Origin of the sequence: Methylibium sp. T29-B (assembly GCF_000576225.1) — a bacterium.
GTDB lineage: Bacteria > Pseudomonadota > Gammaproteobacteria > Burkholderiales > Burkholderiaceae_C > Methylibium > Methylibium petroleiphilum.
Window position 1 is genome coordinate 1 of sequence record NZ_AZSN01000026.1, and the last position, 21,099, is coordinate 21,099.

Below are 21,099 nucleotides of genomic sequence, written 5' to 3' on the forward strand. Positions count from 1 at the left end.
GGAGGGCAGCGCGGCCGGCGCGACGGGCCGCGCGGGCCACGCCGATAATCGAATTTTAGCCGCCCCCGCCGATGTCGACAGCCGATCCGACCCGCTTCGTCCTCGTGGGCACCAGCCATCCCGGCAACGTGGGCGCGGCGGCGCGGGCGATGAAGGTGATGGGCTTCTCCGACCTGGTGCTGGTGGCGCCCCGCCATGCCGACGTGCTGGTGCAGGAGGACACGGTGGCCCTGGCCAGCGGCGCGGCCGACATCCTGGTGCGGGCGCGCGTCGTCGCGACGCTCTCCGAGGCCCTGGAGGGCGTGACCCACGCCTGCGCCACCGCGATGACGCCACGCGATTTCGGCCCCAGGACCCACGCGCCTCGTGCGTTGTTCCCGGAGCTCGCCGCCGGGCGGCAGCGCGTGGGCTTCGTGTTCGGTTCCGAGCGCTATGGGCTGTCGAACGAGGACGTGTACCGCTGCCACAGCTGCCTGAGCATCCCGACGCCGGCCGACTACGGCTCGCTGAACCTGGCGCAGGCGGTGCAGCTGATCGCCTACGACTGGCGCCAGGCGCTCGGCGGCTACCCCGTCACGCCCCGCACGCCCGATCCGGCGCTGGCCGACGCGGCGGCGGTGCAGGGGCTGCTCTATCACTGGCAGCGGGCGCTGGTGCATATCGGCCACCTCGATCCGGCGGCACCGAAGAAGCTGTTGCCGCGGGTGAACCAGCTGCTGAACCGGGCCCAACTGACCGAGGAAGAGGTGCACCTGCTGCGCGGGATCGCCACCTCGATGCTGAAACGCTGAGCCGCCGCGATGCCCCCGCCGGCCTCAGGCAGGCAGGCGGCTGGCTACACTGACTTGGCCCAACCTGAAGAGCGACGACATGTTCAGCCGCCTCCGCGAAGACATTGCCACCATCCTCGAGCGCGACCCGGCCGCACGCACGGGTTTCGAGGTGCTGACCTGTTATCCGGGGCTGCATGCACTCGCGGTGCACCGGCTGGCGCATGGCTGCTGGACACGCGGCTGGCACTGGCTCGGTCGCTTCCTGTCGCACCTGGGCCGCTTCCTCACCGGCATCGAGATCCATCCGGGTGCCACGATCGGCCGGCGAGTCTTCATCGACCACGGCATGGGCGTGGTGATCGGCGAGACGGCCGAGATCGGTGACGACTGCACCATCTACCAGGGCGTGACGCTCGGCGGCACCTCGCTCTACAAGGGCGCCAAACGGCACCCGACGTTGGGCAAGGGCGTGATCGTCGGAGCCAACTCGCAGGTGCTCGGCGGTTTCCTGGTCGGCGACGGGGCGCGGGTCGGCTCGGGCGCGGTGGTAGTCAAGCCGGTGCCGGCGGGCGCCACGGCGGTCGGCAACCCGGCGCGCATTCTGCACGACGCGGTTGATGTGCAGCGCGAGGCGGCGGCGGCGAAGATGGGTTTCTCGGCCTACGGCGTGAGCCAGGGAGACGACCCGGTGGCGCAGGCGATGAAAGGCCTGATCGACAACGCCTCGGGCCACGAACACCAGATCGCCATGCTGTGGGCGGCAGTCGAGACGCTGTCGCGGCGCAGCGCCGCCGGCGACTGCGTCCCGAGCGACGCGCAGACCGCGAGGACTTCGACGCGGCGGCGCTGAACCAACTGGTGCGCTGACGCGCGGCGGCCGGCCGGTTCAGGCAGCCGCCGGGCGCGGCGCGCGCAGCGCCGATTTCGGCCGGAAGGCCTTGCAGACCGTCTCTTCCGTCTCGAGGTAGGGCCCGCCGATCAGGTCGACACAGTAGGGCACGGCTGCGAAGATGCCGTGCGCCGGCGGGCTCGCGTCCGGCAGGCCCTGCAGCGTCTCGGCAATCGCCTTGGGCTGCCCGGGCAGGTTGATGATCAGCGTCTGGCCGCGGATCACCGCCACCTGGCGCGACAGGATCGCGGTGGGCACGAAGCGCAGCGAGATTTGCCGCATCTGCTCGCCGAAGCCCGGCATCTCCTTGTGAGCGACGGCCAGCGTGGCCTCGGGCGTCACGTCGCGCGGCGCCGGCCCGGTGCCGCCAGTGGTCAGCACCAGGTCGCAGTGCGCGTCGTCGACCAGCTCGCGCAGCGTGGCGCTGATGCCCTCCTGCTCGTCCGGGATCAGGCGTGTGACCCAGGTGACCGGGTTCTTCAGCGCGCGGCTCAGCCAGTCCTGGAGCGCCGGGATGCCCTGGTCTGCGTAGACGCCGCTGGAGGCGCGGTCGCTGACCGAGACGAGGCCGATCGTGACGGGGTCGAACCCCGCGGCGGGTACGTCAGTCATTGCTTTCCTCCTCTTCGCGGCCAGGCTCGGCGAGCGCGCCGCGCAGCTGCTGGAACAGCTCGCGGTAGGCCCGGCCGTGGCGGGCAGCACCGTCCGGCAGTGCGGGGACGGCTTCCTTGCGCGCGCTGCGGATCAGGCTGCGCAGCTGCTGCAGGTCGCTGCGCGGGTGCGCGGCGGTCCAGCGGGTGAGGGCGTCGTCGCTGGCCAGCAGTTCGGCGCGCCAGCGCTCGGCCTCGTGCAACGCGAGCGCATCCTTGGCGTGGCCGAGCTGGAACGAGGCAACCGCCTCGCGGATCGGCTCGATACCGCCGGCATCCTGCGCCCGGCGCATCAGCTTGCCCAGGTACTGGATCTGGCGGCGGCGGCCTTCGTGGGACTTGGTGCGCTGGGCGGTTCGGACCGCCTCGCGGAGCGACTCGTCGAGGCCGATGGCGTCGATGCGAGCGTCGGGCAGCGTCATCAGTGCTTCGCCCAGGGCCTGCAGCTCGTGCATGGCCTTCTTCAGCGCGGTCTTGCTGGGGCGCTCGGACGCATCGTCGTCGTCCGGTTCGTTCGTTTCGGTGTTCAAGCGGTGGCAGGCATCAGGGAAGGGGGAACGCCGCAGGGCGCTGGCTATCATAGTTGCGTGCCGCCGGCTCTCCCTGCGGCCGCACAGCCCCGCAGTTTCCAGGTCCCGCCATGTCCCGCACCCCCGAAGGTTTTGCCCATAGCCGAGCCCAGTTCGAGCAACTGATCGACGACGCGCTCGCGGTGGCCCGCGGGCTCGGGGCCAGCGATGCGGCGGCCGAGGTCAGCGAGGGCGCCGGCCTGTCGGTGTCGGTGCGCAAGGGCGAGGTCGAGACGGTCGAGCGCAACCGCGACAAGTCGCTCGGCGTCACCGTCTACCTGGGCCAGCGGCGTGGCAACGCCAGCACCTCCGATTTCTCGCGCGCCGCGCTGGAGCAGACGGTGCGCGCCGCCTACGACATCGCCCGCTTCACGGCCGAGGACCCGGCCGCCGGCCTGCCCGACGCGGCTGATCTGGCCACGCCCGAGGAAGCGGCGCGCGATCTCGATCTCTACCACCCTGGGCGATCGACGCCGCCGGCGCCATCGAGCTGGCCTTGCGCTGCGAGGGCGCAGCCTTCGCGACCGACCGGCGCGTCACCAATTCCGACGGCTGCGGCGTCTCGGTCCAGCAGTCGCACTTCATGGCCGGCAACTCGCGCGGTTTCCGCGGCGGCTACGCCAGTTCGAGGCACTCGCTGTCGGTGGCTCCGATCGCCGGCCGGGGCAACGACATGCAGCGCGATGCCTGGTACAGCTCGATGCGGGACGCCGCCGAGCTCGCGTCCCCCGAGGCCGTGGGCCGCTACGCCGCCGAGCGCACGCTGGCGCGGCTGAAGGGCCGCAAGATCGCCACCTGCGAGGTGCCGGTGCTGTTCGAGTCGACGCTGGCCGCGGGTCTGCTCGGTGCCTACGTGCAGGCCACCAGCGGCGGCGCGCTCTACCGCAAGGCCACCTTCCTGGCCGACTGCCTGGGCAAGCCGGTGTTTCCCGACCACGTCGACATCGTCGAGCAACCGCACCTGCTCAAGGGCAAGGCCAGCGCACCGTTCGACGACGAGGGCGTGCGCACACGCGCGCGCAAGGTGGTGGCCGGCGGGCGCGCCGAAGGCTATTTCCTGTCGAGCTACTCGGCGCGCAAGCTCGGCATGCACACGACCGGTCACGCCGGCGGCTCGCAGAACCTCACGCTGACGAGCCGGCTCACGTCGCCCGGCGACGACCTCGACGCGATGCTGCGCAAGCTCGGCCGCGGGCTGTTCGTCACCGAGCTGATGGGGCAGGGCGTCAACTACGTGACCGGCGACTACTCGCGCGGCGCGGCCGGCTACTGGGTCGAGGGCGGGCGCATCGTGCACCCGGTGCACGAGATCACCATCGCCGGCAGCCTGGGCGAGATGCTGCGCCGGATCGTCGCGGTCGGTGCCGATGCCTACACGATGGGCGGCAAGACCATCGGCTCGGTGCTGATCGAGCGCCTGAAGATCGCCGGCAGCTGAGGACGGTGCGTGCCTGGCGGGTAAGCCCCACGCCGGGCCGCGGAGGGCGCTCCTAGAATCTTTTCGATCCTTCCTTCCCTCTCCAGGAGTCGTCCTTGATGCAACGCCGTTCCTTCGTGCAACGGGCCGGTCTGGCCGGTGTGCTGGCCACGGGCGCCGCACCGGCGGTCGTGCACGCCCAGAGCAACCTGCGCTGGCGGCTGGCTTCGAGTTTCCCGAAGTCGCTCGACACGATCTTCGGCACGGCCGAACTGTTCGCGAAGAAGGTCGGCGAGATGAGCGGTGGCCGATTCCAGATCTCGGTGCATGCGGCCGGCGAGCTGGTGCCGGCCTTCGGCGTGGTCGACGCGGTGCAGAACGCCACCGTCGACATTGCCCACACCGCGCCCTACTACTTCTACGGCAAGGACCCGACCTTCTGCCTCGGCTGCGCGGTGCCGTTCGGGTTGAACTCCCGCCAGATGTCTGCGTGGATGTACGACGGTAACGGCCTGAAGCTGATGCGCGAGTTCTACGCCAAGTACAACATCGTCAACTTCCCCGGCGGCAACACCGGTGCGCAGATGGGCGGCTGGTTCCGCAAGGAGATCAAGTCCATCGCCGACATCAAGGGTCTGAAGTTCCGCTGCAACCCGTTTGCCGGCCGCGTGCTCGAGCCCTTCGGCGTGGTGCCGCAGTCGCTGCCGGGCGGCGACATCTACCCCGCGCTCGAGAAGGCACCATCGACGCGGCGGAATGGGTCGGTCCCTACGACGACCTCAAGCTCGGTTTCAACAAGGTGGCGCCGAACTACTACTACCCGGGCTGGTGGGAGGGCGGGCCGCAGCTCGACTTCTTCATCAACAACAAGGCCTGGGAGGCGCTGACGCCCGACTACAAGTCGATGATCGAGGCCGCCGCGGCGCAGTCGCACATCGAGATGCAGGCGCGCTACGACGCGCGCAATCCACCCGCGTTGAAGCAGCTGGTGGGTTCGGGCACCAAGCTCAAGCCCTTCCCGGCCGACGTGATGACCGCGGCATTCAAGTCGGCCGAGCAGATCTACGCCGACCTGTCGGCCAAGAACCCGTCCTGGAAGAAGGTGTGGGAGGACTACGCGAAGTTCCGCGCCGAGCAGAACGTGTGGTTCCGCTTCACCGAGGCGACCTTCGACCGCTTCATGCAGTCGCAGAAGCTCTGAGCCTCAGGGGGCCGAGGCGGCAGGGTCCGCCGCCGGCGACCGGTCGCGGAACAGTTCGTCGAGGTCGGGTTCCGAGGCCGCCGTGTCCGAAGGATCGACCGGCATCTCGATGCGGACCTTGTCGAGGTCGATCTTCTCTTCCTTGTCGAGGAAGACCGTGACTGTCTCCGGCACGAAGATCACGATCACCACCAGCAGCAGCTGCAGCATCACCCAGGGCAGTGCGCCGAGGTAGATGTCGCGCGACGGCACCGGGCGGGGCAGCGTGCCGCTCTTGAACAGCGAGTCGGCGATGCCGCGCAGGTAGAACAGCGCGAAGCCGAACGGCGGGTGCATGAACGAGGTTTGCATGTTCACGCACAGCAGCACGCCGAACCACACCAGGTCGATGCCGAGCTTGTCGGCCACCGGCGCGAGCAGCGGCAGGATGATGAAGGCGATCTCGAAGAAGTCGAGGAAGAACGCCAGGAAGAAGATGAAGACGTTGACCGCGATCAGGAATCCGATCTGGCCTCCGGGCAGGCCGGAGAGCATGTGCTCGACCCACTTGCCCCCGTCGACGCCCTGGAACACCAGCGAGAACACGCGCGAACCGATCAGGATGAACACCACCATCGCGGTGATGCGCATCGTGCCCGCCAGCGCGTCGCGCAGCAGAGGCCAGCTCAGGCGGCGGTGCAGGGCGGCCAGCAGGAAGGCCCCGACCGCGCCCATCGCGCCGGCCTCGGTGGGCGTCGCGATCGCGTGGTCCATGCCGGGCAGGCCGCCCATGCTGCCGAGCACCGCGAAGATCAGGACGGCCGACGGGACGATGCCGCGCAGGCACTTGAGCCACAGCGCCCGGCCGCTCAGTGTGCGCGCTTCCTTCGGCACGCCGGGCACGGCGGCGGGGCGCAGACGGCTCAGCACGAAGGTATAGGCCGCGAACAGCAGCACCTGCAGGATGGCCGGACCCCAGGCGCCCTTGTACATGTCGCCCACCGGGCGGCCGAGCTGGTCGGCCATGACGATCAGCACCAGCGAGGGCGGCACCAGCTGCGTGATCGTGCCCGACGCGGCGAGGACGCCGGTGGAATAGCGCAGGTCGTAGCGGTAGCGCATCATCACCGGCAGCGAGATCATCGCCATCGCGATCACCTGGCCGGCCACTGTGCCGGTGATGGCGCCCAGCACGAAGCCGACGATGATCACCGAATAGCCCAGGCCGCCGCGTACCCGACCGAAGAGCTGACCCATCGAGTCGAGCATGTCCTCGGCGAGGCCGCACTTCTCGAGCACGGCGCCCATCAGCGTGAAGAAGGGGATGGCCAGCAGCAGATCGTTGCTGAGGATGCCGAACACGTTGAGCGGCAGCGCCGACATGAACTCGGGCGGGAACCAACCTGCCTCGATCGCGATGAAGCCGCACAGCAGACCATAGGCCGCGAGCGAGAAGGCCACCGGGAAGCCGATCAGCAGCACGACGATCAACCCCGCGAACATCAGCGGGGCGAACTGCTCCATCGTCATTGCAGGGGGCGCTCGTAGTGCGTGTGCATCTCGTGGCGATGCAGCAGCCAGCCGATGCGCTTGGCGATCTCGGCCAGTCCCTGCAGTGCGAGCAGCGCAAAGCCCAGCGGCAGCATCAGCATCGCCGGCCAGCGGATCAGGCCGCCGGCGTTGCCGGACATCTCCCCACTTGTGTAGGTGCGCCAGAACAGCGGCAGCGACAGCCACAGCATCAGCAGCACGACGGGCATCAGGAAGGCGACGAGACCGAACAGGTCGACAAAGACCTTGCCGCGGCCGGACAGGCGGCCGTAGAACACGTCGACGCGCACATGCTCGTTGAGCCGCAGCACCTGCGACGCGCCCAGCATCACGCAGGCGGCGAACAGGTACCACTGGATCTCGAGCCAGGCGTTCGAGCTGTAGTCGAGGCCGTAGCGCACGAGCGCATTGCCGGCGCTGATCAGGCAACAGGCCAGCACGGCCCACTGAGCGAGCCAGGCGAAGCGGTCGTTGAGGACGTCGATCGGCGAAACGATTCGGGACAGGGCGCTCATCGGCGATCTCTCGGGTGACAGCGGCTCGTCAGGAAATCATGCGTGCGGGGTCGGGCACTGCGAGGCCGAGCGATTCTAGAGGGCCGAGGTGCGGGGTTTGCGCGTTTGCCCGTGCGAGCCGCGCCGCATCCGCCGTCGCCTGCGCTGCGTACAGGACTCCTGCGTGCCTGATTCGATGTCGGTGTAAGTAAACGCCGCCAGGTGCGACCGAAGAAGGCCAGTGCACGGAGTGCGACGACGTTCCCCGGCCTGCCGTTCCGCAACCATCCATCCGAAGGAGATCCACATGACGAATTTCAAGTCTGGTCTGGCGATTGCCGGCGCCGCTGCCGCCCTGTTTGCCATGGGCACGGTCAGCACCACGGTGCAGGCTGCTGACACCGGCTCGGTGCACTGCGCCGGCGTGAACAGCTGCAAGGGCACCTCGGAGTGCAAGACCGCCAGCAGCGCCTGCAAGGGGCAGAACACGTGCAAGGGCCAGGGCTGGGTCAGCAAGAAGTCCGCGAAGGAATGCACCGACGCCGGCGGGACCGTCGCGAAGTAGGCCCGACGGATCGGTCACGAGGTCCGCGCGTCGGCCCTGGCCGATGCGCGGACCTTCGTGCCTCTTGTGCGTCTTTGCACCCTCACCGATGAGCACCATGCTTCATGGCTTCGGCCTGGGACTTCGTCCCGAACACTACGCTGCATTCGCCGAACGGCGGCCCGCGGTGGACTGGCTCGAGGTCATCTCGGAGAACTACATGCTGCCGGGCGGCGCGCCGCTGCAGCACCTGGACCGCCTGCGCCGCGACTACCCGATGGCGATGCACGGTGTGTCGCTGTCGATCGGCAGTGCCGACGACCTGGACCTCGAGTACCTGCGCGCCCTGAAGGCGCTGGCCGATCGCATCGACCGGCGTGGATCTCCGACCATCTCTGCTGGACCGGCGTGGACCACCACAACCTGCACGATCTGATGCCCATGCCCTACACCGAGGCTGCCTTGCGCCACCTGTGCGAGCGGGTGGCGCGCGTGCAGGACCACCTCGGCCGTCGCCTGCTGCTCGAGAACGTGTCGAGCTACGTGGCCTTCGAAGCCGACGAGATGAGCGAGTGGTCGTTCGTCGCCGAGCTCGCGCGGCGCGCCGACTGCGATCTGCTGCTCGACGTGAACAACGTCCACGTCAGCAGCGTGAATCACGGCTTCGACGCGCGGTGCTACATCGATGCCCTGCCGCGCGAGCGCGTGCGGCAGATCCATCTGGCCGGCCACGAGGACCACGGCAGCCACCTGATCGACACGCATGACCACCCGGTGTGCGATGCCGTGTGGAAGCTGTATGACTACACGACGCGGCGGTTCGGCGCGGTGCCGACGATGATCGAGCGGGATGACCGCATCCCGCCGCTGGCCGAGCTGGTGGCCGAACTCGACGTGGCGCGGGAGGTTCAGGCCGGCGCGCTGTCCGCGGCGAGGACCGGCCGCGGTGTGCGTGAGATGACGGCATGAATGCGGGCGTGCTGATCGAGCAGCAGCGGCGGCTGAGCCGTGCCGTCGTCGAGGACGCCGCCGCCGGGGCGACGCCGGCTGACGGGTTGCTGCGGCCACGACCTGGCGGCTCGCTGCTGAACATCTACCGCCACGCCTACCGCGCCCGCCTCGTCGCCGCGCTGCGCGAGAACCACGAGGGACTGCCGCGGGTCATGGGCGACGAGGCCTTCGAGGCCTTGGCGCAGGCCTATCTGTCGGCGTGTCCGTCACGGCATCCGTCGATCCGCTGGTTCGGTGAGTCCCTGGCCGATTTCATGCAGGCTCGGCCGGAATTGGCGCCGCACCCGTCCCTGGCCGATCTGGCGCGCATGGAGTGGGCGCTGCGGATGGCCTTCGATGCCGCCGATGCCCTGCCGATCCGGGCGGAAACGCTGCAGACCCTCGATGCGCGGGCCTGGCCCGGTCTGCGTTTCTCGCTGTTGCCCAGCGCCCGGCTGGTGACGCTGCACTGGGCCGTCGAGCCGCTGTGGCGTGCGCTGCAGGCACAGGCGGCGCAGCCAGCCGATGGCGAACCCGAACTGCCCGAACCGGAACCGCACGAACATTGCCTGCTGGCCTGGCGACCGGGCCTGGAGACGCGCTGGCGTTCGCTCGAAAGCCTGGAGACGGTGCTGTTGCGCGCGGTCCTCGATCGCCAGCCGTTCGCGGCGCTGTGCGCCCGTGCTGCCGCTGAGGTCGGCGAGGCCGATGCCGCCACGGCCGTCGTCGCGGTCCTTCAGGCTGGCTCGCCGAAGGCCTGATCGCGGCCGTGCAGGTCTAGCCGGCACCCATTGCCGTAGCGCGGGTTCGCCGCCGGGCGATCAGGACGGCCCGCCCGCGCCGCGGTAGCTGCCCGGTACCAGGATCTCGCGCCCCACCCGTCTGATATCGGTATGGCCGGTGAAGGCCATGGTGATGTCGAGCTCGTTGCGGATGATCTCGAGGGCGCGTGTCACGCCGGCCTGGCCCATCGCGCCCAGCCCGTACAGGAAGGCCCGCCCGATCATCGTGCCGCGCGCTCCCAGGGCCACCGCCTTGAGCACGTCCTGGCCCGAGCGGATCCCCCCGTCCATCCACACCTCGATCCGGTCGCCCACCGCCTCGGCGATCGCCGGCAGCGCCGCGATCGAGGACGGCGCCCCATCGAGCTGCCTCCCCCCGTGGTTCGACACCACGATCGCGTCGGCCCCGCTGTCGGCCGCCAGCTTCGCGTCGGCCACCTCCATGATCCCCTTCAGGATCAGCCGGCCGCCCCAGCGCTGCTTGATCCACGCCACATCGTCCCAGCTCAGCCTCGGATCGAACTGCTCCTTCGTCCACGTCCCCAGCGAAGACATGTCGCTCACCCCCTTGGCATGCCCCACCAGGTTGCCGAAGCTGTGGCGCCGCGTCCCGGCCATCCCCAGGCACCAGCGCGGCTTCATCGCCAGGTTGATCAGGTTCGCCAGCGTCGGCTTGGGCGGCGCCGTCATGCCGTTCTTCAGGTCCTTGTGGCGCTGCCCCAGCACCTGCAGGTCCAGCGTCAGCACCAGCGCCGAGCAGCGTGCCGCCTTGGCGCGCTCGATCAGCCGCTCCATGAAATCGCGGTCGCGCATCCAGTACAGCTGGAACCAGAACGGCGCCTTCGTGTGCGCGGCGATGTCCTCGATCGAGCAGATGCTCATCGTCGACAGCGTGAACGGCACCCCGAAGGCCTCGGCAGCGCGCGCGCCCAGGATCTCGCCGTCGGCGTGCTGCATGCCGGTCAGGCCGGTGGGGGCGATCACGACCGGCATGGCGCAGTCCTGGCCGGCCAGGGTGGTGCGCAGCGAGCGGCCCTCCATGTTCACGGCCACGCGCTGGCGCAGCAGGATGCGGGCGAAGTCGGCCTCGTTGGCGCGGTAGGTGCCCTCGGTCCAGGAGCCCGAGTCGGCGTAGTCGTAGAACATCCTCGGCACCCGGCGCCGGGCCAGAACCCTCAGGTCTTCGATGCAGGTGATCACGGGCATGGTTCAGATCTTCTTCTCGTTGAGCGACGAAGCGATTCTCTGCCATCCATGCCGCCGGTTTCCCGCAGCCGTGAGCTGAATCGGATGTTGCCATTGCAGATGATGGATTCAACTGCAAGAGCCGCTTCCACTGCTGTCGCGACCTTGGGGCATGCGTCGACTGTCCTCGCAAATAGTCCCAGTCGCGACAAGGACTTACGAGAGGCATTCGGGGTTTTCCCGCGAGCCGCGCGGGGTTGGCCCACGACTTGTGTTGTCTTGCCCACCCGGTGCGCCGGTCTGCTGTTGCCGCGGCGGGCCGGTCGCACGGTTCGATCACATCCAGTAGCAACCGGAGACCTTCCACGATGGAAACCTTTTATGAGGTGATGCGCCGCCAAGGCATTTCGCGCCGCAGCTTCCTGAAGTACTGCTCGCTCACGGCCACCTCGTTGGGGCTGGGTCCGGCCTTCGTGCCGCAGATCGCGCACGCCATGGAGAACAAGCCGCGTACGCCGGTGCTCTGGCTGCACGGTCTGGAATGCACCTGCTGCTCGGAGAGCTTCATCCGCTCAGCGCACCCGCTCGCGAAGGACGTGGTGCTGTCGATGATCTCGCTCGACTACGACGACACGCTGATGGCCGCCGCAGGCCATCAGGCCGAGGCGATCCTCGAAGAGATCATGGCCAAGTACAAGGGCAACTACATCCTGGCGGTGGAGGGCAATCCTCCGCTGAACCAGGATGGCATGAGCTGCATCATCGGCGGCAAGCCCTTCATCGACCAGCTCAAGCACGTGGCCAAGGACGCCAAGGCCATCATCTCCTGGGGTTCGTGTGCCTCGTGGGGCTGTGTGCAGGCCGCCAAGCCCAATCCCACGCAGGCCACGCCGGTTCACAAGGTGATCTTCGACAAGCCCATCATCAAGGTGCCGGGCTGCCCGCCGATCGCCGAGGTGATGACCGGGGTGATCACCTACATGCTCACCTTCGACCGGCTGCCCGAGCTCGATCGCCAGGGTCGACCGAAGATGTTCTACAGCCAGCGCATCCACGACAAGTGCTACCGCCGGCCGCACTTCGATGCCGGTCAGTTCGTCGAGCACTTCGACGACGAATCGGCGCGCCGCGGCTATTGCCTCTACAAGGTCGGCTGCAAGGGCCCGACCACCTACAACGCGTGCTCGACCACGCGCTGGAACGAGGGCACCAGCTTCCCGATCCAGGCCGGCCACGGTTGCATCGGCTGCTCCGAAGACGGCTTCTGGGACAAGGGGTCGTTCTACGACCGCCTCACCAACATCCATCAGTTCGGCATCGAGGCCAACGCCGACCAGGTCGGTGGTGCCGCGGCCGGTGTGGTGGGCGCGGCCGCCGTCGCCCACGCCGCCGTGTCGGCGATCAAGCGTGCGACGCAGAAGACCGATTCGAAGACGAACGAAACCTCCCGCGCCGGGCAGTGAAGCGCTGAGCACGAACAAAGGAACGACACATGGTGCTTACGAAACTCAGGGCTTCAAGATGGACAACTCGGGCCGCCGCGTGGTGGTGGACCCGGTGACGCGCATCGAAGGCCACATGCGCTGCGAGGTCAACCTCGACAGCAACAACGTCATCCGCAACGCCGTCTCCACCGGCACGATGTGGCGTGGTCTGGAGGTCATTCTCAAGGGGCGCGATCCGCGCGACGCGTGGGCCTTCGTCGAGCGCATCTGCGGTGTCTGCACCGGCTGCCACGCGCTCACTTCGGTGCGTGCGGTGGAAGATGCGCTCGGCATCGTCATTCCGAAGAACGCCTACCTGATCCGCGAGATCATGGCGAAGACCTTGCAGGAGCACGATCACGCCGTCCACTTCTACCACCTGCATGCCCTCGACTGGGTCGATGTCGTGTCGGCGCTGAAGGCCGACCCGAAGAAGACCTCCGATCTCCAGCACCTGGTGTCGCCGAGTCACCCGATGTCGTCGCCGGGCTACTTCCGCGACATCCAGAACCGGCTCAAGAAGTTCGTCGAGAGCGGCCAGCTCGGACCGTTCATGAACGGCTACTGGGGCAACAAGGCCTATGTGCTGCCGCCCGAGGCCAACCTGATGGCCGTCACGCACTATCTCGAGGCGCTGGATCTTCAGAAGGAGTGGGTCAAGGTTCACACGGTCTTTGGCGGCAAGAACCCGCACCCGAACTACCTGGTCGGCGGCGTGCCCTGCGCGATCAACATCGACAAGGACGGCGCGGCCGGCGCGCCGGTGAACATGGAGCGCCTGAACTTCGTCGAGGCGCGCATCAAGGAGATGATCGAGTTCAACAACAACGTCTACATCCCGGACGTGTTGGCGATCGGCACCATCTACAAGCAGGCCGGCTGGCTCTACGGTGGCGGCCTGTCGGCGACCAACGTGCTCGACTACGGCACCTACGAAAAGGTGATGGGCGATCACAGCACCCAGCAACTGCCGGGCGGTGCCATCCTCGACGGCAACTGGGACGTCATCCACCCGGTCGATCCGCGGGACCCCGAGCAGGTGCAGGAGTTCGTGCCGCACAGCTGGTACAAGTACGCCGACGAATCCAAGGGCCTGCATCCGTGGGACGGCGTCACCGAGCCGAACTACGTGCTCGGAGCCAACACCAAGGGCACGCGCACCAATATCCAGGAGCTCGACGAGAGCGCGAAGTACTCCTGGATCAAGTCGCCGCGCTGGCGCGGCCATGCGATGGAAGTCGGCCCTCTGTCTCGCTACATCCTGGGCTATGCCCACGCGAAGCAGGGTCACAAGTACTGCCAACGCGTGAAGGAGCAGATCGACACCTCGGCCATGTTCATCAACAGCGTCTATCCCAAGGCGCTGGGTCTGCCCGAGACGCAGTACAGCGCCAAGCAGTTGCTACCCACCACGATCGGCCGCACGCTCGCGCGGGCGCTCGAGGCGCAGTACTGCGCGGAGATGATGCTCGAGGACTTCAAGGAACTGGTCGCCAATATCAAGGCCGGCGACACCACCACGGCCAATGTCGAGAAGTGGGATCCGGCCACCTGGCCGAAGGAAGCCAAGGGCGTGGGCACGGTCGCGGCACCGCGCGGAACGCTGGGGCACTGGATCCGCATCAAGGACGGGCGGATCGAGAACTATCAGTGCGTCGTGCCGACCACCTGGAACGGCAGCCCTCGCGACAACAAGGGGCAGATCGGGGCCTTCGAGGCCAGCCTGATGAACACGCCGATGGCCAACCCCGAGCAACCGGTGGAAATCCTTCGCACGCTGCACTCCTTCGATCCCTGCCTGGCCTGCTCGACGCACGTGATGAGCCCCGACGGCCAGGAGCTCACCAGTGTCAAGGTGCGCTGACAGCACCGCCCCTACACCACACCCGCATTCCGAGGAGAAACCATGTCGAAGAGCATTTCCCTGCGGTTCGCACTGACCAGCATGCTGCTGGCGGCGGCGACGGCCAGCCAGGCGCACACCGGTCACGGAGCGCATGGCCTGGTCGAAGGTCTGGCCCATCCCTTCCTGGGGCTGGACCATCTTCTGGCGATGGTCGCCGTGGGCCTGTGGTCGGCGATCGCGCTGCCTGTCGGTCGGCGTCTGCTCGGACCGGGGGTGTTCCTTGCGGCGCTGCTGATCGGCGCTCTGCTGTCGTGGGAGGGGGTGGCTTTGCCGGCGGTGGAGTCGAGCGTGGCGGCGAGTGTGGTGCTGCTGGGTGCGATGCTGTTCGCGGGGCGGCACGTGCCGACATCGCTCGGCCTCACGCTGGTCGGTGCGGCGGCGCTGTTCCATGGCTATGCGCATGGCAGCGAGCTGGCGGTCGGTGCTTCGGCAGTGGCCTATGCCGCCGGTTTCATGGGGGCGACGACGCTGCTGCACGGCGTGGGCCTCGCCGCCGGCGTCGGTCTTCAGCGGCTGCCCGATCGGGTGGCTCGGCTGGCGGCCACGGTGGTCGGAGGAGCCGGGGTGGTGATGCTCGCCGCCCGTCTTTGATCACGGCCGATCGAGTCGCATCACGCCAGCCCGAAGAGGAGACGATTCATGTCCGCCATACCCGCGAATAGTTCGAACGCCCCTGTCGAGGGCACCGACGCGCACGACCTCGTCCACGCGCAATCCATCAAGTCGGTCTACGTCTACGAAGTACCGGTGCGCATCTGGCACTGGATCAATGCGCTGGCCATCAGCGTGCTGGCCATCACGGGCTACTTCATCGGCTCGCCCTTGCCGACCATGCCGGGCGAGGCCAGCGCCAATTACCTGATGGGCTACATCCGCTTCGCCCATTTCGCCGCCGGCTACCTGCTGGCCGTCGGTTTGCTCGGGCGTCTCTACTGGGCCGTGGTCGGGAACCACCACGCCCGCGAGTTGTTCTGGGTGCCGGTGTTCCAGCGCGCCTATTGGCTCGAGGTATGGGGCATGGTGAAGTGGTATGCCTTCGTGAGCGCGCGGCCCGGCAAGTACGTGGGACACAACCCGTTGGCACGCTTCGCAATGTTCTTCATGTTCTTCCTGACGGCCGTGTTCATGGTCGTGACCGGGTTCGCGCTGTACGGTGAAGGCGCGCAGGCCGGTTCCTGGGCCGACGTGATGTTCGGCTGGGTGATCCCGCTGTTCGGGCAGTCCCAGGACGTGCACACCTGGCACCACCTCGGGATGTGGTGGCTGATCGTGTTCGTCATCGTGCACGTGTACGCCGCCATCCGCGAAGACATCATGGGTCGATCGAGCGTGGTGAGCACGATGATCTCCGGCCACCGCACCTTCAAGGACTGACGGCCATGAGCCTGCAAGATCTGGTTCAGCGCAATGGCTGGGGCGCGACCCGGACGGTCGGAGCGGCGGCGGGCGAGCGACTGGCATGGATCGGTCCAGTGCGGCATGTGCGCGCACCGGGAGGGCCGTCCGGCGCGGGCGACTTTTTCTCGCGGGGAGCCGGGGCCTCGGATCGTTCGTCGCGGTCCCTTGCGGCCACGACGATGCTGCTGCCACCCGGGGTGCCGGGCCGTGCTCCCTGGCATCCGGGGCGCTTTCTCCGGCGCAATTACCTGACCCCGCTCGGTCTCTCGCAGACCGAGGCGGCACGCCTGCTCGGCGTATCGCGCCGGCGTTTGCACGAGATCGTGCATGGCCAGCGCGGTATCACGGCCGATACCGCCATCCGTTGCGCGCTGGTGTTCGGAACCGATGCGGCGTTCTGGCTCGCGTTGCAATCTGCCTGGGACAGTTTCCACACCTGGAAGTTGCTCCGCGTCCAGACCCGCCGCACCCGCGGCACCCACTGATTTTCTTGTTGGAGTCAACCCGCATGAGCGCTCATCCGTCTGCTGGCGACTGTCACGACCTAGGTGGCAACCCTGAGGCGGAGGTGATCTGCGTCCTCGGCATTGGCAACGTCCTGTGGGCCGATGAAGGCTTCGGCGTGCGTTGCATCGAGGCCCTGCAGCGCCGCTACGAGTTCGCGCCTCACGTGCAATTGATCGACGGCGGCACCCAGGGGCTCTACCTCATCCAGCACGTGCAGGCTGCGACGCGCCTGCTGATCTTCGATGCCATCGACTACGGGCTGACGCCAGGCACGCTGAAGCTGGTCGAGAACGACGACGTGCCGCGCTTCATGGGGGCGAAGAAGATGAGCCTTCACCAGACCGGCTTCCAGGAGGTGCTGATGCTGGCGCTGCTGACGGAGCAGTACCCGAAGCAGGTGCTGCTGATCGGTTGCCAGCCTGAAGAGCTGGAGGACTACGGCGGCAGCCTGCGGCCGCGCGTCAAGCAGGCGCTGGAGGACGCGCTCGCGCATGGGGTCGACACGCTGCGCCAATGGGGCGCGAGGCCCGTGCCGCGCACCGCGCCGCTGGGCGAGCACGAGTCGGTGACCTTCTCGGAGCTCGATATCGGCCGCTACGAAGAGCAGCGCCCCCCGGAAGAACTTGCGTGCCGAGTCGGCGACGAACGCTTCTTCCCGCCGGTCGCCCCGAACTGATCGAGCCGCCATGTGCATCGGACTTCCCATGCAGGTGTTGAGCGTCGAGCCCGGTCACGCGCAGTGCTGCGGCCGGGGCGAGGCTCGCCGTGTCCGGACGGCGCTGGTGGGCGACGTCGCACCCGGTGATTGGCTGCTCGTGTTCATCGACAGCGCTCAGGAGCGTCTGACGACCGAGCGCGCGCGAGAGATCGACGCCACGCTCGATCTGCTCGAAGCGGTGATGCACGGCGATGCCGCCGACGGCGTCGCCTCCTTCGCCCTGCCGTCGCGCATGAACCAGGACGAAGTCCTTGCTTTGGCGGGGGCGGCATCCAGCCCCACTTTGGAGAAATCACCATGAGTACCGACACGTCGAGCCACGAAACCCTGGTGAAGCTGCCCGTGCAGCCCCCCAAGACGACGATGGCCGTTCCCGAAACGTCGCCGCTGATCGAGCGGCTCGTCAGCGTCCACGGTGCGACGTGGGTCGACGAGACAAGCATCGGTGACTGGGCCGCGCAGGGAGGTGATCGCGTCGTGTTGTTCGCTGGCGATCCGGTCCGCTTTCCCGAGGGGCTGGATGTGGCTGTCGTGCTGCCGGAGCTGCAACGCAGCTTCCCGGGGCGTTTCCTCGTCGGCGTCGTGCCGCGACAGAGCGAGGAAGCCGTGGCTCGCCGCTACGGTTCGCAGCGCTGGCCAACGCTGCTGTTCCTGCGGGATGGCCAGTACGTGACCACGATCTCCGGCATGCTCGATTGGGACGATTACGTCGAACGCGTCAAGCAGGCGCTGGCCATGCCGACCTCGCGCGCGCCGACCATCGGCATCCCGGTGGTCAGTGCCGGATCCTCCGGTTCGTCGTGCCATTGAAACAACCCTTTCACGGAAGCACCTCATGAAAGACTTTCCGATACCGGTCGTGGGCATAGGCGTTGGTCCGGGCAGCCAGCCCGAGGAGGACGAGAGCCTCCAGTACATGCCGATGCCCCAGGGCATGGAGACCTTCCGCCCGCCGATTCTTCCCGAGCCCGAGGAGATCGCCGCGCGAGAGCAGGCGCACCGCGCTTTGCGCGAGGCCTTGATGGCCCTCGACGACGCGCGCCGCAACGGCGGCAACCGCAGCGTCGACCTGCTGGGACTGCCGGCCGCGGACCTGCAGCTCGTCAACCAGGTGCTCGGCGAGGGCGAGGTGAGTGCGCTGGTCAAGAGCGACGGCGATGCGAGCCATGAGCTGCGCGTGCAGGAGTCCGTCTTTGCCGGCGTGTGGCGCGTGGTCCGCTCGATGGATGGTCAGGTCATGTCGGACGTCATCGAACTCGGCCCCGTGCCGCAGGCGCTGAAGGCGGCCGCACGCGACGATGTCTGGGCCCAGGTGCCGCGCTGGACCGGCGATCTGCCCCCCAATGTGCAGAACGCACCCTCTCTGCTGGCCGAGATCGAGGATCAGTGGCGCATCTGGCGTCCGGGCCAGGCGGCTCACGTCGTCAACCTCACGCTGCTGCCGATGTCGACCGAAGACATCGGCTTCCTCGATCACCATCTCGGCACGGGCCGGGTGCTGATCCTGTCGCGCGGCTATGGCAACTGCCGCATCACCAACACCCGCATGCCCAATTGCTGGCGCGTCGTGTACTACAACTCGCAGGACGTGGTCATCCTCAACACCGTCGAAGTCGTCGAGCTGCCTGAGGTGGCCCAAGCCGCCAAGGAAGACCTCGACGATTCGCACGAGCGTCTGAGGGAAGTGCTGGAGTGGGTGGAGCAGGCATGAGAAGAACGGCGTGCCTCGACCCGGCGGTCCTGCAGGCCGTCGAGTGCACCGCTTTCGTGTGCGGGGTGAGACCGTGAACTCCAGCAGCCCGCCGCGGTTCGAAGGCAGCTACCTCGGCAACAGCGCCCGCCTGCCGGCCGGCGCGCGTCTCGAATGCAAGATCTGCTGGTGGGTCTACGACCCCGCGCTCGGCGATCCCGTCTGGCAGATCGACCCCGGCACGTCCTTCTCGGATCTGCCGCCGCACTGGCGATGCCCGCAGTGCGACGGGGATGCCGAGCAGTTCATGGTGCTCGACGGCACCACCTGATCATGAGCGCTGCGTCGTCTCCTGCTGCCGCTTTGTCGCGGCGCGTCTGCGATCTCGTGGACCTGTTCCGCGGCATCGAGCGCGATCGCATGGCTGGCGTGCCGGTTCTGAACCCGGCGTTGCAGGTGGAAGCGGTGGGTTTCGAACCGGCGTTCGATCCGGCGATCGCCGATCCAGCATCCGGCGGCGACGTGGAGGCGGTCGGTGTTCTCGTCACTCCCTGGTTCATGAACCTCGTCGCGATGCCTCTGGAACGCCGTGATGACGTCGCCTGCGTCGGCGTCTCGCGGACGCGGCCCGTCGGCAGCGAGAACTTCGACTTCATCGGAGGCCACGAGCCCGCCTTCGGCTCCTATGCGGCCTGCTCGCTGTTCTCGCCGATGTTCGAGTTCGTCGACCAGGCGGCGGCCGTGGCCACCGCGCGTGCCGTGCTCACGACCTTGCGCGTGCCGGTTGCTGCCGTTGAGCAGACCCCTTCGCCGGCTCGCCGATCCTTCTTGCTCGGTCGGTCATCGGCCACCGGGGCGGTGCGATGAGTGCGGGCGGCTCGCGGACCTGGGTGGCGCCCTGCTGGTGCGTCCCGGTCGGCCTCGGCCGCACAACCTGGTCAGCACCCGCCCGGATCTGACCGATCTGCTGACCCGCGGCAAGCCCGCCGCCGCGCTGGCCGACATCCTGGGCAGCCTGTACAGCCTGTGCGGCCATGCGCACCGCCTGTGCGCGCAGCGCGCCGTGGCTGCTGCGCGTGGCCGGGGTGACGCAGACGAACGCAATGCCGCTGGCGCGCTGCAGCTCGGCAGTCTGCGCGAGCACTTGCGTCGCCTGTGCATGGACTGGCCTCGGCAGTTGGCGGTCTCGTCGCATCGCGAGGCGCTCGCCGCCCAGGCGATGAGCCAGCTTCAGCATTGCCCGGCGTTCGTCGCTCCGTTGCTGCCCTCGAACACGACGGCGGGCGAAGCGATCCCGGGCCTGCTCGACTGGCTGCAGCATGCCGTCCTGCGCATGCCCGCGTCGCAATGGCTGGCCAGGTGGGAACGCGATCCGCAGGCCTGGTCGATCGAGTGGGCCGGTCAGAGCGAAGGGTGGCTGGCCGAACTGTTCAGGGGAATGCCCGCGGTCGCCGACCGTGTGCTGCCCGCGGCCGATCTCGAACCTCATGCGGGTGCGGCCTCGCTGCGCGAACTCGCCGACGCTTTGCAAGAAAGCCCCGCCTTCGTTCGCCAGCCGCTCTGGCGCGGCGCCTGCGCAGAAACCGGACCATGGAACCGTCTGAACCGGCCGGCCGGCCCGCGCCTCGACAGCCCCAGGTTGCGCCTCGGTGCACGCCTGGCCGAGGCCGTGCGCCTTGCCTTGCCCGACGGAGCGCGGCGCAGCGGCGCCCAGTGGCTCGTGAGCGGCAGCCTGGCGCTCGGCCCGGGGGAGGCCCTGGCCTGGGCAGAGATGGCGCGCGGCCTGCTGGTCCATCATGTGCGCCTCGACAACCAGGGCGATGCGGCGCGCGTCGACAGCTGCCGCGTGCTTGCCCCCACGGAATGGAACTTTCATCCTGCCGGTGCGCTGGCTGCAGCGCTCGAGCGCCTGTCCGCCGAAGTCGCACCGACGCGCCAGCGCGAAGTCGCCCTCCTCATGGCAGCCTACGATCCGTGCGTGCCCTATGAGATCGAGCCGGCCTGGTTGGAGGAGGCCGCCCATGCATGAAGCCAGTCTGGCCGGCGGCATCCTGAAGCTCGTCGAAGACGCCGCGCAGCGCGAGGCTTTCGCCGCGTAACGGTGTTGCGCATGGAAGCCGGGCGTCTGGCCGGCGTGGAAGTGCGCGCGTTGCAGTTTGCGCTGGAGTCGCTCGCCCCGGGAACCTGCCTCCAGGACACGCGGTTCGAGATCGAGGAGCCGATCGGCCAGGCCTGGTGCCTCCACTGCAGCCAGACGGTCGAGATCGCCCAGCGCGGCGATGCCTGTCCGGTGTGCGGCGGCTACCAGGTGCAGCCCACCGGAGGCACCGAACTGCGGGTGCTCGACATGCTGGTCGACGATTAGACAGAAG

Annotated in this window: 20 protein-coding genes and 5 pseudogenes; 20 read left to right on the plus strand and 5 right to left on the minus strand. The window is 68.1% G+C overall.

The window, feature by feature from the left end; genetic code table 11:
- Positions 1-71: 71 nt before the first annotated feature.
- On the plus strand, positions 72-791 hold the full coding sequence (locus tag Y694_RS06425; protein WP_036230887.1) for an RNA methyltransferase: 720 nt from the start codon (positions 72-74) through the stop codon (positions 789-791).
- A gap of 79 nt (positions 792-870) precedes the next feature.
- Positions 871-1,640: pseudogene (gene cysE / locus Y694_RS06430) on the plus strand (serine O-acetyltransferase).
- Positions 1,641-1,659: 19 nt separating this feature from the next.
- Here the strand turns inward: cysE and mog are convergent.
- Positions 1,660-2,274, minus strand: a complete 615-nt coding sequence (gene mog / locus Y694_RS06435) for a molybdopterin adenylyltransferase (protein ID WP_011830421.1) — start codon at positions 2,272-2,274, stop codon at positions 1,660-1,662.
- Positions 2,267-2,842: a ribosome biogenesis factor YjgA gene (yjgA, locus tag Y694_RS06440; RefSeq protein WP_231497563.1), complete on the minus strand. Its 576-nt coding sequence runs from the start codon at positions 2,840-2,842 to the stop codon at positions 2,267-2,269. Before yjgA ends, mog begins: the two co-directional genes overlap by 8 nt.
- Before the next feature lie 110 nt (positions 2,843-2,952).
- Between yjgA and pmbA the strand changes: the two are divergent.
- Both pmbA and Y694_RS06450 read left to right on the plus strand, forming a co-directional pair.
- Positions 2,953-4,319 (plus strand): annotated as a pseudogene (gene pmbA, locus Y694_RS06445) (metalloprotease PmbA).
- 98 nt (positions 4,320-4,417) lie between these two features.
- Positions 4,418-5,499, plus strand: a pseudogene (locus Y694_RS06450) (TRAP transporter substrate-binding protein).
- A gap of 3 nt (positions 5,500-5,502) precedes the next feature.
- Here Y694_RS06450 and Y694_RS06455 read toward each other — a convergent pair.
- A complete protein-coding gene (locus Y694_RS06455) occupies positions 5,503-7,008 on the minus strand; it encodes a TRAP transporter large permease subunit (protein ID WP_036230892.1) in 1,506 nt (501 codons plus the stop codon).
- Positions 7,005-7,544, minus strand: coding sequence for a TRAP transporter small permease subunit (locus Y694_RS06460; protein ID WP_011830416.1), 540 nt, complete (start codon positions 7,542-7,544; stop codon positions 7,005-7,007). The genes Y694_RS06455 and Y694_RS06460 overlap by 4 nt, the downstream gene beginning before the upstream one ends.
- A 286-nt stretch (positions 7,545-7,830) precedes the next feature.
- Here Y694_RS06460 and Y694_RS06465 point away from each other — a divergent pair, with 286 nt between their 5' ends.
- The 3 genes and pseudogenes from Y694_RS06465 to Y694_RS06475 all read left to right on the plus strand — a co-directional run bounded on the left by Y694_RS06465 (position 7,831) and on the right by Y694_RS06475 (position 9,818).
- Entirely contained in the window at positions 7,831-8,088 is a 258-nt protein-coding gene (locus tag Y694_RS06465; protein ID WP_011830415.1) for a hypothetical protein, read from the plus strand.
- Positions 8,089-8,185: 97 nt separating this feature from the next.
- A pseudogene (locus Y694_RS06470) lies at positions 8,186-9,036 on the plus strand (DUF692 domain-containing protein).
- Positions 9,033-9,818: a DNA-binding domain-containing protein gene (locus Y694_RS06475; protein ID WP_036230894.1), complete on the plus strand. Its 786-nt coding sequence runs from the start codon at positions 9,033-9,035 to the stop codon at positions 9,816-9,818. The pseudogene Y694_RS06470 and the gene Y694_RS06475 overlap by 4 nt, the downstream one beginning before the upstream one ends.
- Positions 9,819-9,878: 60 nt before the next feature.
- Here the strand turns inward: Y694_RS06475 and Y694_RS06480 are convergent, their stop codons facing one another.
- Positions 9,879-11,045, minus strand: coding sequence for an alpha-hydroxy acid oxidase (locus Y694_RS06480; RefSeq protein WP_036230897.1), 1,167 nt, complete (start codon positions 11,043-11,045; stop codon positions 9,879-9,881).
- A gap of 347 nt (positions 11,046-11,392) precedes the next feature.
- On the opposite strand from Y694_RS06480, the gene Y694_RS06485 reads away from it, so the two are divergent.
- The 13 genes and pseudogenes from Y694_RS06485 to Y694_RS06545 all read left to right on the plus strand — a co-directional run bounded on the left by Y694_RS06485 (position 11,393) and on the right by Y694_RS06545 (position 21,092).
- On the plus strand, positions 11,393-12,487 hold the full coding sequence (locus tag Y694_RS06485; RefSeq protein WP_011830410.1) for a hydrogenase small subunit: 1,095 nt from the start codon (positions 11,393-11,395) through the stop codon (positions 12,485-12,487).
- Positions 12,488-12,545: 58 nt separating this feature from the next.
- Entirely contained in the window at positions 12,546-14,372 is a 1,827-nt protein-coding gene (locus Y694_RS06490; RefSeq protein ID WP_036230900.1) for a nickel-dependent hydrogenase large subunit, read from the plus strand.
- A gap of 42 nt (positions 14,373-14,414) precedes the next feature.
- Entirely contained in the window at positions 14,415-15,005 is a 591-nt protein-coding gene (locus Y694_RS06495) for a HupE/UreJ family protein (RefSeq protein ID WP_036230903.1), read from the plus strand.
- Positions 15,006-15,053: 48 nt separating this feature from the next.
- Positions 15,054-15,788, plus strand: coding sequence for a Ni/Fe-hydrogenase, b-type cytochrome subunit (gene cybH / locus Y694_RS06500; RefSeq protein ID WP_011830407.1), 735 nt, complete (start codon positions 15,054-15,056; stop codon positions 15,786-15,788).
- A 5-nt stretch (positions 15,789-15,793) separates the two neighbouring features.
- Positions 15,794-16,297 (plus strand): HigA family addiction module antitoxin, encoded by a 504-nt coding sequence (locus Y694_RS25540; protein ID WP_011830406.1) that lies wholly within the window; start codon positions 15,794-15,796, stop codon positions 16,295-16,297.
- A gap of 23 nt (positions 16,298-16,320) precedes the next feature.
- Positions 16,321-16,995 carry a HyaD/HybD family hydrogenase maturation endopeptidase gene (locus Y694_RS06510; RefSeq protein ID WP_036230906.1) on the plus strand — a complete coding sequence of 225 codons (675 nt, stop codon included), beginning with the start codon at positions 16,321-16,323 and terminating at the stop codon, positions 16,993-16,995.
- 10 nt (positions 16,996-17,005) lie between these two features.
- Positions 17,006-17,338: a HypC/HybG/HupF family hydrogenase formation chaperone gene (locus Y694_RS06515; RefSeq protein ID WP_036230909.1), complete on the plus strand. Its 333-nt coding sequence runs from the start codon at positions 17,006-17,008 to the stop codon at positions 17,336-17,338.
- Positions 17,335-17,847, plus strand: a complete 513-nt coding sequence (locus tag Y694_RS06520; RefSeq protein WP_011830403.1) for a hydrogenase — start codon at positions 17,335-17,337, stop codon at positions 17,845-17,847. Before Y694_RS06515 ends, Y694_RS06520 begins: the two co-directional genes overlap by 4 nt.
- A gap of 25 nt (positions 17,848-17,872) precedes the next feature.
- The gene (locus Y694_RS06525) at positions 17,873-18,748 is read left to right on the plus strand and encodes a hydrogenase expression/formation protein (protein WP_011830402.1); all 876 of its coding nucleotides are present in this window, start codon (positions 17,873-17,875) and stop codon (positions 18,746-18,748) included.
- Between the two features lie 73 nt (positions 18,749-18,821).
- Positions 18,822-19,058, plus strand: a complete 237-nt coding sequence (locus tag Y694_RS06530) for a rubredoxin (protein WP_036230946.1) — start codon at positions 18,822-18,824, stop codon at positions 19,056-19,058.
- 2 nt (positions 19,059-19,060) lie between these two features.
- The gene (hybE, locus tag Y694_RS06535; protein ID WP_036230912.1) at positions 19,061-19,594 is read left to right on the plus strand and encodes a [NiFe]-hydrogenase assembly chaperone HybE; all 534 of its coding nucleotides are present in this window, start codon (positions 19,061-19,063) and stop codon (positions 19,592-19,594) included.
- 196 nt (positions 19,595-19,790) lie between these two features.
- Positions 19,791-20,756, plus strand: a complete 966-nt coding sequence (locus Y694_RS06540; protein WP_197028751.1) for a hypothetical protein — start codon at positions 19,791-19,793, stop codon at positions 20,754-20,756.
- A pseudogene (locus Y694_RS06545) lies at positions 20,749-21,092 on the plus strand (hydrogenase maturation nickel metallochaperone HypA). The gene Y694_RS06540 and the pseudogene Y694_RS06545 overlap by 8 nt, the downstream one beginning before the upstream one ends.
- The last annotated feature ends 7 nt before the right edge of the window (positions 21,093-21,099 follow it).

Excerpts from the sequence above, each read along its gene's own strand:
- Y694_RS06425 (WP_036230887.1), top strand. The coding sequence starts at position 72 with ATGTCGACAGCCGATCCGACCCGCTTCGTCCTCGTGGGCACCAGCCAT.
- mog (WP_011830421.1), bottom strand. The coding sequence starts at position 2,274 with ATGACTGACGTACCCGCCGCGGGGTTCGACCCCGTCACGATCGGCCTC.
- Y694_RS06455 (WP_036230892.1), bottom strand. The coding sequence starts at position 7,008 with ATGACGATGGAGCAGTTCGCCCCGCTGATGTTCGCGGGGTTGATCGTC.
- Y694_RS06460 (WP_011830416.1), bottom strand. The coding sequence starts at position 7,544 with ATGAGCGCCCTGTCCCGAATCGTTTCGCCGATCGACGTCCTCAACGAC.
- Y694_RS06465 (WP_011830415.1), top strand. The coding sequence starts at position 7,831 with ATGACGAATTTCAAGTCTGGTCTGGCGATTGCCGGCGCCGCTGCCGCC.
- Y694_RS06475 (WP_036230894.1), top strand. The coding sequence starts at position 9,033 with ATGAATGCGGGCGTGCTGATCGAGCAGCAGCGGCGGCTGAGCCGTGCC.
- Y694_RS06480 (WP_036230897.1), bottom strand. The coding sequence starts at position 11,045 with ATGCCCGTGATCACCTGCATCGAAGACCTGAGGGTTCTGGCCCGGCGC.
- Y694_RS06485 (WP_011830410.1), top strand. The coding sequence starts at position 11,393 with ATGGAAACCTTTTATGAGGTGATGCGCCGCCAAGGCATTTCGCGCCGC.
- Y694_RS06490 (WP_036230900.1), top strand. The coding sequence starts at position 12,546 with ATGGACAACTCGGGCCGCCGCGTGGTGGTGGACCCGGTGACGCGCATC.
- Y694_RS06495 (WP_036230903.1), top strand. The coding sequence starts at position 14,415 with ATGTCGAAGAGCATTTCCCTGCGGTTCGCACTGACCAGCATGCTGCTG.
- cybH (WP_011830407.1), top strand. The coding sequence starts at position 15,054 with ATGTCCGCCATACCCGCGAATAGTTCGAACGCCCCTGTCGAGGGCACC.
- Y694_RS25540 (WP_011830406.1), top strand. The coding sequence starts at position 15,794 with ATGAGCCTGCAAGATCTGGTTCAGCGCAATGGCTGGGGCGCGACCCGG.
- Y694_RS06510 (WP_036230906.1), top strand. The coding sequence starts at position 16,321 with ATGAGCGCTCATCCGTCTGCTGGCGACTGTCACGACCTAGGTGGCAAC.
- Y694_RS06515 (WP_036230909.1), top strand. The coding sequence starts at position 17,006 with ATGTGCATCGGACTTCCCATGCAGGTGTTGAGCGTCGAGCCCGGTCAC.
- Y694_RS06520 (WP_011830403.1), top strand. The coding sequence starts at position 17,335 with ATGAGTACCGACACGTCGAGCCACGAAACCCTGGTGAAGCTGCCCGTG.
- Y694_RS06525 (WP_011830402.1), top strand. The coding sequence starts at position 17,873 with ATGAAAGACTTTCCGATACCGGTCGTGGGCATAGGCGTTGGTCCGGGC.
- hybE (WP_036230912.1), top strand. The coding sequence starts at position 19,061 with ATGAGCGCTGCGTCGTCTCCTGCTGCCGCTTTGTCGCGGCGCGTCTGC.